The organism is Streptomyces sp. GbtcB7 (genome assembly GCF_019091445.1).
GTDB classification, from domain to species: Bacteria; Actinomycetota; Actinomycetes; order Streptomycetales; family Streptomycetaceae; genus Streptomyces; species Streptomyces mirabilis.
Window position 1 is genome coordinate 135,161 of the sequence record NZ_JAGXJM010000008.1, and the last position, 13,697, is coordinate 148,857.

Consider the following 13,697-nt stretch of genomic DNA (forward strand, 5'->3'; position numbering starts at 1 on the left):
GTGGGGATTGAGAGCGACCAGCTCGTATTCGACTATCTGAGCCGCGTCGGAGACCTGGCCCAGCAGCGCCAGCTGCCCTCGGCCACCCGCATGCGACTCGTGTCGGAGCTGCGCAACGAGATCGACCGACGCCGGGCGAAGGCCCCCGTCGACAGCCCGGCCGCCGTCCGCCGCATCCTCTCCCGCCTCGGCACCCCGGACGACATCGTCGCCGCCGCCCGCGAGGGCGCCCCCGAGGCCGGTACGGACACCTGGGCCGCCGTCCCCACCCAGCGCGCCGGCGAGGCCGACGACCGCCCCAAGGGCCTGCGCCGAGTCGTCCCGAGGCCACGCCCGGCGGAGCCGAAACCCGCGCCCCGCCCCACCGAGGCCGACGACGCCCCCTCCCCGCCCCACCTCGCGAGCACGCACGAACTGGGCGACAGCTCCGCGGATCCGGACTGGTGGCGCAAGGACACCAGCCCGTTCGGGCTGGGGGACAGCGTGCCGGGATTCGTCGGCGGTGTGGAGATCCCCGAACTGCTCAAGCCACCACCGAGGCACGAGGACGACGACGAGGACGAATCCGACTCCGTCGAGGAAGCGGGGCCGAAGCCCTCCAAGCCCTCCAAGCCCTCCAAGTCCTCCAAGTCGGCCAAGGTGCCCAAGGCGCCCAAGGCCGAGAAGCCCGCCTCCGTCGAAGAGCCCGACGTCACCGCCGCGCCCCGCCGCCGGCTCCCCCGCCCCGGCAACTGGAGCAACCCCCTCCTTCTGCTGGCCGCCGTCCTCCTCGTCGTCGGCGCCGTCCTCGGCAACTGGTTCGCCCTCGGCCTCGGCTGGCTCATCGCCTGGGCCTCCCGCCGACTGAGCCCCGTCGAGTCGAAGTGGGCCGTGCTCGGCATGCCGGGGCTGGCCGTGACGGCGGGCGTCGTCTGGCTGTGGGGCCGTACGGACGGCCGCTGGGGCGATCCGATCGTCAAGGGGCACATGAACGAGGCGGTCGCGCAGACCTGGCCGTGGGTGGTCAGGGGCGCGGCCGTGGCCTCGGCGCTGTACCTGGTGTGGCGCTCACAGCGACGCCGCTGACCCGCGCGACGGACCGCCACCGGCCACCAATGGGCACCTGGGCACAATGGTCCATATGCCTATCGCATCGACGACCCCCCGGACTCCCCACCTGCTGACCGTCGGCTTCGACCTCGACATGACCCTGATCGACTCCCGCCCCGGCATCCACGCCTGCTACCAGGCACTTTCGGAGCGCACGGGGACGTACATCGACTGCGACCTGGTCGTCACGCGGCTCGGACCGCCGCTGGCGGAGGAGCTGATCAACTGGTTCCCGGCGGACCAGGTGCCCGCGATCGCCGACCTCTACCGCGAGATGTACCCCGTGCACGCCATCACCGGCACACTCGCGATGCCCGGCGCCCGCGAGGCCGTCGCGGCGGTCCGCGCGGCGGGCGGGCGCGCGGTCGTCGTCACCGCGAAGTGGGAGCCCAACGCCAAGCTGCATCTGGACCACCTGGGCATCGACGCCGACGCGGTCGTCGGCAACCTGTGGGCCGAACAGAAGGCGCAGGCGCTGCGGGAGCACGGCGCGCGTGTGTACGTCGGCGACCACACCGGCGACGTCCGCGGCGCGCGCACCGCGGACGCGTACTCCGTCGCGGTCGCCACCGGCCCGTGCGACGCGGCGGAGTTGCGCGCGGCGGGCGCGGATGTCGTGCTGGGCGACCTGACGGAGTTCCCGGCGTGGCTGAGCGACTACCGCGGGGATTACCGGGAGGCCGTACGGGCCTGAATCGCGCGGGCCTGACGGCGTCCCGCCGCGACGGACCGGAACACCCCCGCCGCGGCGATCAGGAAGCCGACGCCCATGAACATGCTCAAGCCGAACATGTACGTCGGAAAAGGCGTCGTATGGAGGAGTAGCGGGGCCACGGTGACGAGTGTGGCCACGGCTCCGACGAAGAACACGATGGCACCGGCACGGATCAGCCGGTCACCAGGCTCTGCGGAATTCGGTTGGGTTTTGTCACGCACCGGACCAGGGTAGTTCCCAGCGCGAAGGAACAATCCGGCGACGTCTTGTCACCGGCCCCGGGACCATTAGCCTTGGTACCGGCGGGTCCGACGACCCGCTGTAGTGCTATCCGGGGCAGTTTCCGACCGTTGCCCGTGCAACGGCCCGAGTGTGCGCCCGTGCAGTTTCAGAGCAGTTTCCGACGAGTACGAGGACGAGGACAGACGTGCCTACCGGCAAGGTCAAGTGGTTCAACAGCGAGAAGGGCTTCGGCTTTCTCTCCCGCGACGACGGCGGCGACGTCTTCGTTCATTCCTCGGTCCTGCCCGCCGGAGTAGATGTGCTCAAGCCCGGCCAGCGCGTGGAGTTCGGCGTCGTCGCCGGCCAGCGCGGTGACCAGGCGCTTTCGGTGACCATCCTGGACCCGACCCCCTCCGTCGCGGCCGCCCAGCGCCGTAAGCCGGACGAACTGGCCTCCATCGTGCAGGATCTGACGACCCTTCTCGAGAACATCACGCCGATGCTGGAGAAGGGCCGCTACCCCGACAAGGCCTCCGGCAAGAAGATCGCGGGCCTCCTGCGCGCGGTCGCCGACCAACTCGACGTATAGCCCGCGGGCGGGCGGAAGGAAGCGCCGGAAGCGTATCCGGGCCGAGGGGCGTGATCAGCTCCTCGGCCCCGTCCGTGCCGTCGGCCGGGGATCAGGGGAATGACAGGGCGTCGGGTCCGAGTGCCGGGACCAGTCCTTCGGCCGCCGCGCGGGTGAGCAGGCCCCGGATCGCGGCGTAGCCGTCCTCCCCGAGGTCGGCGGTGAACTCGTTGACGTACAGGCCGATGTGCTGGTCGGCGACGGCCGGGTCCATCTCCTGGGCGTGTTCGAGGACGTAGGCGCGCGAGGCCTCCGGGTCGTCCCAGGCGGCGCGGACCGAGGCGCGGGCGGCGTCGGCGAGGCCCTTCAGACGCTCCTCGCCCAGCGCGCGCTTGGCGATGATGGCGCCGAGGGGGATGGGCAGCCCGGTCGTGCGCTCCCAGTGCTCGCCCATGTCGGCGAGCTTGTGCAGCCCGTAGTTCTGGTACGTGAAACGGGCCTCGTGGATGACGAGTCCGGCGTCGACCTTCCCGTCCCGTACCGCCGGCATGATCTCGTGGAAGGGCATCACGACGATCTCGCCGACCCCGCCGGGAACGGTGTCCGCGGCCCAGAGACGGAAGAGCAGGTAGGCGGTCGACCGCTCGCTCGGCACGGCGACCGTGCGCCCGGTCAGGTCCGCGTCCGGCTCCCGGGTGAGGACCAGGGGCCCGCAGCCCCGGCCCAGCGCGCCCCCGCACGGCAGCAGCGCGTACTCGTCGAGGACGTACGGCAGGACGGCGTACGACACCTTCAGCACGTCGAACTCGCCGCGCTCGGCCATGCCGTTGGTGATGTCGATGTCCGCGAAGGTCACGTCGAGAGCGGGTGCGCCCGGGACGCGGCCGTGGGCCCAGGCGTCGAAGACGAAGGTGTCGTTCGGGCAGGGCGAGTACGCGATCTGCAGCGTCTTCTCAGGGCTGGTGGTCTGGGTCATGTGGGTTCCAACTCTCCAGGACGGGCGCGAGCTTCCCGAACGCCTCGGTGAGGGCCGCGAGAGCCTCTCCGATGCGCCAGGCGGCGCGGTCGCGCGGGCCGACGGGGTTGGAGACCGCGCGCATCTCCAGTACGGGCACACCGTGCGCGGCGGCCGCCTCGGCGACCCCGAAGCCCTCCATGGCCTCGGCGAGGGCGCGAGGATGGCGGGCCCGCAGCTCGGCGGCGCGCTCGGCGCTGCCGGTCACCGTGGACACGGTCAGTACGGTTCCGGCGCGTCCACCCGTGGCCGACACGACTTCTCGTACGAGTGATTGCGGCGGACGGTGGCTGACGGTCCCGAACCCCAGCTCGGTGACGGGCAGGAACCCGTCCGCGGTCTCGGCGCCCAGGTCCGCCACGGTGATCTCGTCGGCGACGACGAGGGATCCCACCGGGGCCTCAGGCTGAAAACCGCCCCCGATCCCGGTGGAGACGACGAGGTCGTAGGGGGTGCCGTCCAGGGCGGCCGCGGTGAGCGCGCCCGCGGTGGACGACGCGGCCGGAGCGGGCCCCACCCCGGCGGCCAGCAGATCGAGGGTCACGCGGGCGGCAGTGCTGTCGCGGGAGGCCGGGGACAGCCGCTCCAGGGTCGTCCCGGGCAGCCGCAGCGAACGGCCGGTGGCAGTGAACGCCCCGGCCACCGCGTCCCTCTCCACGGGAACGGCGGTGGCCACCAGCACCTTCAGCCCAGCGGCAGCGATCAGGCGTCCTTCTTGAGCTTGAAGGACCACAGCCCGGTCACCGTCTTGTCGCCCTCCTTGATGGAGACCAGCGTGGAGTTGCCGCTCGCGCCGTACTGCGCGTTGAAGAACACGCTGCCCGGGATCGTGCGGTAGGTCTTCTTGCTGGAGTCGGTCAGCGGCTGACCGTTCATCAGGATCGTCCAGCCGTTGTCGGCGATCTTCGGGTCCACGCCGAACCGGACGGTCTCGTCGGGGTCGACCTTGATGGACTTGATGTCCGTGCCCTTGAGGCACTTGGCCAGGTCCGCGGTCTTCACCTCCTTGCCGTCGTTGTAGCAGTCGGTCTCGGAGCTCACGGAGTTCTTGCCGACCGTGATGGTGGCCAGCGGCGTCGGCTTGTCACAGGCGGACAGGACGAGAAGTCCGGCGGAAACGGCGCCGAGAGCGGCAACGGCGCGACGGCGATGTCCATTGGCGGCTCTGCCGCGGGGCAGGGAGGTCATGGCCGAAGGCTATCGGGCACGTCCACCGCTCTCCCCACGTGGGGTACGGCGTGCCGCCGTCAGGCCACGCGTGACCGCGCCGGACCCCCGCGCCGCGCCGCGCCGAGCAGCCCCCGCACGGTGGTCAGCCATCCGACGGCGACGATCGCGGCGGCCACGGACAGACCGAGCGTGCCGTTGAGGGGCAGCACGATGCCGATCGCGCCGCCGAACACCCAGGCCACCTGCAACAGCGTCTCCGAGCGCGCGAACGCCGACGTACGGACGAGTTCCGGCACGTCCCGCTGGATCAGCGCGTCCAGGGAGAGCTTGGCGAGCGCCTGCGAGAACCCCGCGACCGCCGTCAGACAGGCCACCAGGAAGGCACCGAAGAACAGGGCGGCGGTGATCGCGGCCCCCAGCACACACGCGACGACCGTCACGATGATGATCTCCGGGGCGCGCGATTTCAGCCAGGCCCCGACCGCCGTGCCGAGCGCGTTGCCCGCGCCCGCCGAGACGCCCACTATCCCGAGCGAGACGGCCGCGCTCTCGCCGGTGAGCGGGTGCTCGCGGAGCAGGAAGGCGAGGAAGAAGATCAGGAAGCCGGAGAGACAGCGCAGGGCGGCGTTGGCGCCGAGGGCGTGGGTGACGGCCGTACCGACGGTGCGCAGCCCCGGCCGCCGCAGCTTGTCCTTGATGAGCTGCGGTCCGTGCAGATGCTCCTCGTCCGCCACCAACAGCGCCCGGTCCTCGCCCTTGGCCGAGTCGACCTTGGGCGGCAGCGTGAACGACAGGAACGTCCCCGCGATGAAGATGACGAAGGCGCCGTAGAGCGGATAGCGCGGGCCGAGGGCCTGCAACCCCGCCCCGATCGGCGCGGCGACACCGGTGGCCAGGAGTCCGCCCAGGGTGACCCGGGAGTTCGCCTTCACCAGGGAGAACCGGGGTGGCAACAGCCGCGGCACCACGGCGCTTCGTACGACCCCGTACGACCTGGACGCGACCAGCACGCCCAGCGCGGCGGGATACAGCTCCAGGCTGCCGGTCACGACCGCGCCCGACAGCAGCAGCGCGAGCATGGCCCGGGCGAACATCGCGCCCGCCATCGCGGCCCGGCGGCCGTGCGGCAGACGGTCCAGAAGCGGGCCGATCACCGGGGCGAGGACGGTGAAGGGCGCCATGGTGATGGCGAGGTAGAGAGCGACGCGCCCGCGTGCCTCGTCGGTCGGCACCGAGAAGAAGACGGTGGAGGCGAGGGCGACGGTGATCATGACATCGCCGGCGCCGTTCACCGCGTGCAGCTCGATCAGTTTCCCGAGGCCGGATTCGCCCGCCCCGTGCGCGTGCGTCGCCTTGCGGATCCCGCGCGCCGTTCCGGTCACCGGGAAATGCAGGGCACGGCCCACCGCGCGGACGGAACCGGTCATCCGGCCCGATCCGCCACTTCTGGTGCCGCCCTTGGCAGCGCCGACACCGGCGGCTCCTTGGGGCGACCTCGCGGCTGCCACTCCGCAATAGTGCCCCGAGAAGTGCGTACGTAGTGCGGTTACCGCGCGTATGGCGGCCGAGTGGGCTGGTGACGGGGCGCACGCGGGTCGCGTGTCGAGGTGCCGAACCGGACCGGGGCGGGGCCGAGGAGCGTTTTCCGGCCGACCGCGACGGTTGTGCGAGGTTCTTTTCGATCCGTACGAGAAGGGGTATGGGGTGGGAAAACACTGTGTCGGAGCGGTCCGGAAACCTGCCGCGGAGTGCGGAAGCGCCCCGCCGGTGTGGGCCCAGGGCTCAGGAGAAGGTAGCGTGCGTAGCGCGCCTGCGGCGGTTGTTCTCGGCCGCGCGCCTCTCGGTCATCCCGCAGAATGGATGACGTAGGTGCGCCCGAGTGCGATCGGGCGTGGACGTCGACGCGGCCCACCGGTCCGCTCCGTCCGCACTCCCGCCGAGGAATGGCGCACCCGTGAGACGGCGTAGGAGAGAAGCGATACCTGTGAGCGCAGCGACAACGCGAAGCCGCACCCCCGACCGCCTGTGCGCCGAGGCCGTCGACCTCGCGCGCACCGCCGCCGAGGAGGCCGCCGCCCCCGGCGTCGTCGGCGAGCACGTGGGACTGGTCTCCGAGGGGGACCGCGTTGTCACGCACTACTTCGAGTGCAAGGAGTTCGGGTACCGCGGCTGGCGCTGGGCCGTCACCGTCGCCCGTGCCTCCCGCGCGAAGGTCGTCACCCTCGACGAGACGGTGCTGCTGCCCGGCCCCGACTCCCTGCTCGCCCCCGAGTGGGTGCCGTGGAGCGAGCGGCTGCGTCCCGGGGACATGGGCCCGGGCGACCTGCTGCCCACGGACGCCGAGGATCTGCGTCTGGAGCCCGGTTTCTCCGGGGAGGACGAGCCCGCGCCGAACTCCGCGGTCTCCCAGGACATGGCGGAACTGGTCGAGGCGGAGGACGCCGAGGTCACCGCCGGTACCCCCGCACACCTGCCGTTCGCCCCGCGACGAGGCTCGATCGCGGCCGTCGCGGAGGAGCTCGGCCTGCGCCGGGCCCGTGTCCTGTCCCGCTACGGCCTGCATATCGCGGCCGACCGCTGGGAGGAGTCGTACGGCCCCAAGACGGCGATGGCCCAGGCCGCCCCCGCGTCCTGCGTCAGCTGTGGCTTCCTGAACCCCATCGGGGGCTCGCTCGGACAGGCGTTCGGCGTCTGCGCGAACGAGTTCTCTCCGGCGGACGGGCGTGTCGTCTCGCTCTCCTACGGCTGTGGCGGCCACTCCGAGGCCGCGGTCATGCCCAAGACTCCCCGCCCGGCCCCTCCGGTCATCGACGAGACCCGGGTCGACCCCTTCCCCCTCCGCCCGTCCCCGGACTCCGGTTCGGTCTCCCTCACCCCCGACGAAACCGCGGCGGAACTGGGCCACTCGTAACTCCCCTCGCCCCCGCCGCCCCTACCCGACCCATCCCAGGGGCTCCGCCCCTTCAACCCCGCCGGGGGCTGCCGCCCCCTGGACCCCCGCATCGCCCGAAGGGCTCGTCCTCAAACGCCGGACAGGCTGAAGATGCGCGCAGCGCCCCTAAAGGGGCGCGGGGAACTGCGCGACCAGCCCCCACCGGACCCGCAACCAAACGAATAGGGCGGGCGGGGGACGCGGGGCGAAGCCCCCGCCTCAGGGGCGCGGGGAACTGCGCGACCAGCCCCACCGGGCCCGCAGCCAAGCGAATAGGGCGGGCGGGGGACGCGGGGCGAAGCCCCCGCCTCAGGGGCGCGGGGAACTGCGCGGCCAACCCCCACCGGCCCGCAGACAGGGGATCCGTGGGTGGGGGTCCGGGGCGTAGCCCCGGTTCAGGGGGTCCGGCAGCCCGCGGCCGGGCGGATCCGGGCAGGCCGGAATCCGGGGTCCCGGCCCCGGTGTGAGAGGGCCGCAGGCCGAGACGCACCGTGGGCCGGGCCGGAACCCCTTCCGCCGCGCGGTACCTTCATGCCGCGGCCGAGCCCAGCGCTCGCGATCGCGCGAAGCGAGAGGGAGAGTGAACCGTGAGCAAGTTCGTGCGGCCGGCAGCCGAGGGCGCGGACCCGTTCGGCACGGCCCGCCTGCGCCGCGGAGTGCAGGACGCCTGGGCCACCAGCCCGGCCCGGTTCCGCGAGGACGCCAACGCCGAGGAGGACCTCGTCCTCGGCGGCTACCGGGACCGGCTCGTCGTCGAGCTCGCCCAGAACGCCGCCGACGCGGCAGCCCGCGCCGGTGTCCCCGGCCGGCTCCGCCTCACCCTCCGCGACGGCGTACTCCTCGCGGCCAACACCGGCGCCCCCCTCGACGCGGCCGGCGTCGAATCCCTCGCCACCCTCCGCGCCTCCGCGAAGCGGGACGCGCACGACACCGCCGTCGGCCGCTTCGGCGTCGGCTTCGCGGCCGTCCTCGCGGTGACCGACGAGCCCGCCGTGGTCGGCCGGCACGGCGGCGTGCGCTGGTCCCTCGCCGAGGCCCGCGAGCTGGCGACGGACACCGCCCGCCACAGCCCGGGCCTCGGGGACGAGATCCGTCGGCGCGACGGTCATGTGCCGCTGCTCCGGCTGCCGTTCGCGGCCGAGGGCACCGCCCCGGACCCGTACGACACCGTCGTGATCCTCCCGCTGCGCGACCCCGCCGCCGAGGGCCTCGCCGAGCGCCTCCTGCAGAACATCGACGACGCCCTCCTGCTCGCCCTCCCGGGCCTGGAGGAAGTGATCGTCGAGGTCGGGGAGGGCGGCGAGGACGTACGCACGCTGCGGCGCCGCGCCGACGAGCACGGCGTCACCATCGAGGACTCCCGCCACGGCACCACGCCCTACCGCACCGTCTCCCGCCACGGCCCCCTCGACCCCGCCCTGCTCGCCGACCGTCCGGTCGAGGAGCGCCTGCGCCCGCACTGGTCGGTGACCTGGGCCGTCCCGGTGGACGAGGACGGCACGCCCGCCCGGCCCCGTACCAGCCCTGTCGTGCACGCGCCCACGCCCAGCGACGAACCCCTCGGCGTGCCGGCCCTCCTCATCGCCTCCCTCCCGCTCGACACCACCCGGCGCCATGCCGCGCCCGGCCCGCTCACCGAGTTCCTGGTGGAGCGCGCCGCGGACGCCTACGCCGAACTCCTCGCCGCCTGGCGCCCCGTGGACACCGGGATCATCGACCTCGTGCCCGGCCCGCTCGGCAAGGGCGAGCTGGACGGCACCCTGCGCCAGGCGATCCTGGACCGGCTGCCGCGCACCGCCTTCCTGCCGCCCGCCGTCCCGCAGGTCAAGGACCAGGACTCTCCGGCCGACTGGCCCGAGGGCGAGAGCGACGCGGCCGGGGCCGGGATCGGTCTCGCGGGGATCGCGGCGAACCCGGACGCCCTCCGGCCGCGCGACGCCGAGATCGTCGAGGGCGCCGGTGCCGACACCGTCCGCGTCCTCGCCGAGGTGATCCCCAGCCTGCTGCCCGCCGGGCTGGAACGCCGGGTGGAGCTGCGGACGCTGGGTGTCGCCCGCGTGCCGCTCACCGAGGCCGTGGACCGGCTGGCCGGCCTGGAGAAGGACCCGGGCTGGTGGCGGCGGCTGTACGACAGCCTCGCCGGCGTCGACCCGGACCGGCTCTCCGGCCTGCCCGTACCGCTCGCCGACGGCCGTACGACCATCGGCCCCCGCCAGATCCTGCTGCCGCTCCCCGAAGGGCCCACTCCCGACGACACCTGGGCCGCCACCTCCGACGCCCTCGCCCGCCTCGGCCTCAAGGTCGCCCACCCCGACGCCGCCCACCCCCTCCTGGAGAAGCTGGGCGCCCTCCCGGCCACGCCTCGCGCCGTGCTCACCACCCCCCAGGTGCGTGCCGCCGTCGCCGCCTCGCTCGACGACGAGGGCGGGGCGTGGGACGAGGACGCCCCGGACGCGGAGGAGCTGGCGGACACCGTCCTCGCCCTCGTCCGCGACGCCGCCCTCGAACCCGGCGACGAACCCTGGCTCGGCGCCCTCGCCCTGCCCGACGAGGAGGGCGAACTCCTCCCCGCGGGCGAACTCGTGCTGCCCGGCAGCCCCTTCGCACAGGTCATGCGCGAGGACGAACTCGGCTTCGTCGACGGCGAGCTGGCCGACCGCTGGGGCGAACAGCCGCTCGCGGCCTGTGGTGTGCTCGCCAACTTCACCCTCGTCCGCGCCACCGACGTCGTCCTCGACCCGGACGAACTGGAGCCCCGCGACTCGGACTTCGCCGAACCCGACGACGCGGGCCTGCTGGACGCCGTCGACGTGTGGTGCGAGGACGTCCTCGACCGGCTGCCCGACACGCCGGTGCCGCCGGTCGCGACGGAGATCGTCGCCGTACGGGACCTGGACCTGGTCGACGACGACCGCTGGCCGCAGGCACTCGCCCTGCTCTCCCAGCCGCCCCTGCGGGACGCGCTCACCCAGCCGGTGCGGATCCTCCTCCCGGACGGCACGCACGAGATCGTCCGGCCGTACACGGCCTGGTGGCTGCGCGACCACCCCGTCCTCGACGGCCGCCGCCCGGCCGGTCTGCGGGCGGAGGGCGGCGACCCCCTCCTGCACGGCCTGTACGACGCCGCCGACGCCACCGGTTTCGACGACGAGCAGGTCCTGCGGGCGCTGGGCGTACGCACGTCCGTGGCCGCCCTCCTGGACGAGCCCGGCGGCGCCGCCGAACTCCTCGGCCGGCTCGCCGACCCCGACCGCGAGGTCTCCGGAGCGCAACTCCACGCCCTCTACGGGGCTCTGGCCGACCTCGAGCCCGAACAGGTGACCCTGCCGGACGAGTTGCGGGCCGTGGTGGACGGCGAGGTGGTCGTCGTGGACGCCGCCGACGCCGTGGTCGTCGACTCGCCCGACCTGCTGCCCTTCACCGGCGGCATGCCACTGCTCCCCGTACGGCCCGCGCGCGCCGCCGATCTCGCCGAGCTGTTCCAGGTGCGGCGGCTCAGCGAGTCGGTGACCGGCGAGGTGACCTCGGAGGGCACCGAGCACGACGTACCGGAGTCCGTGCGGGTCCTGCTGGGCCCCTCGACCCCCACCTCGTACGTCGAACACGAGGAACTCGTCGTCGACGGCACGGAATTGGACTGGCGCCGCACACGGGACGGGGTGCTGCACGCCGCCACCCTGGAGGGCGTGGCGGCCGGCCTCGCCTGGGCGGCCGGGCAGTGGCCGCGCCGCTTCGAGGTCGCGGCCCTGCTGGAGGACCCGTCCCGCACGGAGGAACTGGCCCGGGACCGCTGGTTCGACTGAGCCTCACATCTGTTTGCTCAAACCGGCCTTCGAAAAAACTCCACACAGTCGCACAACCCTTCACTTCCGCCACAGGTCTGGATCTGTGGAGTCAGCGAACTCCACAGATCCAGACCGGGCGCAGCGGCCGCCGTACCGCGCCGCGTGCCCCTTGCCAACGTGGGGAAATACATGCGCATTCGTGCCTCCGTCGCCGTTGTGACGGGTGCCCTGGCCCTGACCGCCCTCGCCGTGCCGGCCGCACAGGCAGCCGAGGGGCCCGGCGCCGCCTCGGTGGCCCGGTCCGTCGTGGCCGACTCGGTGAAGACTCCGACCGACGAGACGCACGGGGACACCGCGATCTCGAACGTCGTCGTGAACGGCGGCAAGGACGTCGTCCTCGGCACCACCACGAAGAAGACGTTCACGGTCTCCTTCACCGCCAAGGACAACTCGGGCATCAAGTGGGCGCAGGCGATCCTGTGGCACGGCCCGGACTTCAAGCACCTCGACGGCGGCGCCGTGGCCGACTCGTCCGACGGCCGCGCCGCCTGCACCAAGGTCAACGCCACCACCTCGACCTGCAAGTCGACCTTCACGGTCAAGGCGGACGTGGACCTCATCGACAGCCTGGCCGGCGGCTGGAAGGTCTGGGCGATCGCCCAGGGCACCGACGGCAACTACGTCCAGAAGGACAACGTCAAGGGCTTCAGGCTCCAGCGTCTCTCCAAGCTGACGGTCAACGCCTCCCCGGAGCCGGTGAAGAAGGGCAAGACCATCACGGTCACCGGCGCTCTGACGCGCGCGAGCTGGAACACCGGCAAGTACACGGGTTACGTGGGCCAGCCGGTGAAGCTGCAGTTCAAGAAGAAGGGCGCCAGCGCCTACACCACGGTCAAGACGATCAACACGACCACGGGTGGCGCGCTGAAGACGACGGTCAAGGCGTCCGTGGACGGCACCTACCGTTACGCCTTCGCGGGCACCTCGACCACCTCGGCGGTCAACGCCACGGGTGACTACGTCGACGTGCAGTAAGACGGGCCATCACCGTCCCGCGGCGCCGCCGGGAGGATCCGGCGCGCCGCGGGCTGTGCCCCAGGTCATGCGCGCACAAACTTTTGATCACTCGTACAACCATTTACTTCTGTCGCGGATCTGATCAGCCGAGTCAACAGACTCAATGATCACTTGGGCCCCATGTGAAGACGAGCCGTGAGGAACGGCCAACCGTCGGGGCCCCTTTCTCCACTTGGGGATCGCATGCGCATTCGAGCCACTGTGGCCGCCGTCTCCGGCGCCCTGGCCCTTTCCGCGTTCGCCGTGCCGGCCGCGCAGGCCGACGACTCCGCCGCCTACCGCGCGGACGTCGCCAAGGTGCAGGAGGCCGCCCACGCCGCCTCCCGCATGACCGCGTTCACCGCCACCACCGCCGCGGACGCCACCCCGTACGCCATGAACGTCACCTTCTCCAACCTGAAGGTCGGCAGCGCGGTCAAGGTCGGCACCACCAACCACGTCGCCGTCCCGGTGACGTACACGCTCACGCACGGCAGCGACGTCGACATCACCGCGAGTGACTTCTACTCCGGCCCCGAGCTCTACAAGGGCTCGTACGACTCGCCGGACAACCTCCTCCTGGGTGACAACCCGGCGACCTGCACCGTCACCTCGTCGACCACCGCCAGCTGCAAGGGCGACATCGACATCTACCCGGCCGACGGCGATCTGCTCAACTCCGACGCCGGCACCTGGTCGGCGGGCGCTCTCGCCGTCGCGTACAACGGGCAGGACCCGGAGAGCTCCACCTTCGACGTCACCAAGGTCGGCTACGCCGAGCAGGGCGGCCTGGGCACCACCAAGGTGCAGCGCTACTCGAAGCTGACCGTCAACGCGACCCCGGAGCCGGTCTACAAGGGCAAGACCCTGACCGCCACCGGCAAGCTGACCCGCGCCAACTGGGAGTCCAACACCTACAAGGGCTTCACCAACCAGCCCGTCAAGCTGCAGTTCCGCAAGGCGGGCACCAGCACGTACACCACGATCAAGACGGTGTACTCGGACTCGTACGGCAACGTGAAGGCCACCACCACCGCCAACTACGACGGCTACTGGCGCTTCAGCTTCGCGGGCACCACGACCACCCCGGCCGTCTCGGCGACCGGTGACTACGTCGACGTGAAGTAGTCCCACCCCGCAGTAAC

The 13,697-nt window shown here is 72.3% G+C and carries 12 protein-coding genes; 7 read left to right on the forward strand and 5 right to left on the reverse strand.

Features of this window, described 5'->3' with window-relative positions; translation table 11 throughout:
• Complete coding sequence (locus KVT44_RS15605; protein WP_217567484.1) at nt 1–1,065, forward strand: hypothetical protein; 1,065 nt, start codon at nt 1–3, stop codon at nt 1,063–1,065.
• A 46-nt stretch (nt 1,066–1,111) separates the two neighbouring features.
• Nucleotides 1,112–1,783: an HAD family hydrolase gene (locus KVT44_RS15610; RefSeq protein WP_180292955.1), complete on the forward strand. Its 672-nt coding sequence runs from the start codon at nt 1,112–1,114 to the stop codon at nt 1,781–1,783.
• On the opposite strand, the gene KVT44_RS15615 is transcribed toward KVT44_RS15610, so the two are convergent.
• Nucleotides 1,759–2,025 carry a hypothetical protein gene (locus tag KVT44_RS15615; RefSeq protein ID WP_217567485.1) on the reverse strand — a complete coding sequence of 89 codons (267 nt, stop codon included), beginning with the start codon at nt 2,023–2,025 and terminating at the stop codon, nt 1,759–1,761. The two genes, KVT44_RS15610 and KVT44_RS15615, sit on opposite strands and share 25 nt — an antisense overlap.
• Before the next feature lie 206 nt (nt 2,026–2,231).
• Here KVT44_RS15615 and KVT44_RS60015 point away from each other — a divergent pair, with 206 nt between their 5' ends.
• Complete coding sequence (locus KVT44_RS60015; protein WP_067371847.1) at nt 2,232–2,615, forward strand: cold-shock protein; 384 nt, start codon at nt 2,232–2,234, stop codon at nt 2,613–2,615.
• 91 nt (nt 2,616–2,706) lie between these two features.
• Here KVT44_RS60015 and KVT44_RS15625 read toward each other — a convergent pair whose 3' ends face one another.
• Genes KVT44_RS15625 through KVT44_RS15640 form a run of 4 tightly spaced genes read right to left on the reverse strand, consistent with a single transcriptional unit; the run spans nt 2,707 to nt 6,287 of the window.
• The gene (locus KVT44_RS15625) at nt 2,707–3,570 is read right to left on the reverse strand and encodes a 1,4-dihydroxy-6-naphthoate synthase (RefSeq protein WP_217567486.1); all 864 of its coding nucleotides are present in this window, start codon (nt 3,568–3,570) and stop codon (nt 2,707–2,709) included.
• The gene (locus KVT44_RS15630) at nt 3,548–4,285 is read right to left on the reverse strand and encodes a futalosine hydrolase (RefSeq protein ID WP_308314016.1); all 738 of its coding nucleotides are present in this window, start codon (nt 4,283–4,285) and stop codon (nt 3,548–3,550) included. Before KVT44_RS15630 ends, KVT44_RS15625 begins: the two co-directional genes overlap by 23 nt.
• Nucleotides 4,286–4,311: 26 nt before the next feature.
• Complete coding sequence (locus tag KVT44_RS15635) at nt 4,312–4,797, reverse strand: DUF2771 domain-containing protein (RefSeq protein ID WP_067371854.1); 486 nt, start codon at nt 4,795–4,797, stop codon at nt 4,312–4,314.
• A gap of 59 nt (nt 4,798–4,856) precedes the next feature.
• Nucleotides 4,857–6,287 carry an MFS transporter gene (locus KVT44_RS15640; protein ID WP_217567487.1) on the reverse strand — a complete coding sequence of 477 codons (1,431 nt, stop codon included), beginning with the start codon at nt 6,285–6,287 and terminating at the stop codon, nt 4,857–4,859.
• Between the two features lie 476 nt (nt 6,288–6,763).
• Between KVT44_RS15640 and KVT44_RS15645 the strand changes: the two genes are divergently transcribed.
• From KVT44_RS15645 to KVT44_RS15660, 4 genes are all read left to right on the forward strand, one after another.
• The gene (locus KVT44_RS15645; RefSeq protein WP_099922000.1) at nt 6,764–7,690 is read left to right on the forward strand and encodes a DUF3027 domain-containing protein; all 927 of its coding nucleotides are present in this window, start codon (nt 6,764–6,766) and stop codon (nt 7,688–7,690) included.
• A 608-nt stretch (nt 7,691–8,298) separates the two neighbouring features.
• Nucleotides 8,299–11,514 carry a sacsin N-terminal ATP-binding-like domain-containing protein gene (locus KVT44_RS15650; RefSeq protein WP_217567488.1) on the forward strand — a complete coding sequence of 1,072 codons (3,216 nt, stop codon included), beginning with the start codon at nt 8,299–8,301 and terminating at the stop codon, nt 11,512–11,514.
• Between the two features lie 171 nt (nt 11,515–11,685).
• Nucleotides 11,686–12,531, forward strand: a complete 846-nt coding sequence (locus KVT44_RS15655; RefSeq protein ID WP_217567489.1) for a DUF5707 domain-containing protein — start codon at nt 11,686–11,688, stop codon at nt 12,529–12,531.
• A gap of 225 nt (nt 12,532–12,756) precedes the next feature.
• On the forward strand, nt 12,757–13,680 hold the full coding sequence (locus KVT44_RS15660; RefSeq protein ID WP_217567490.1) for a hypothetical protein: 924 nt from the start codon (nt 12,757–12,759) through the stop codon (nt 13,678–13,680).
• The last annotated feature ends 17 nt before the right edge of the window (nt 13,681–13,697 follow it).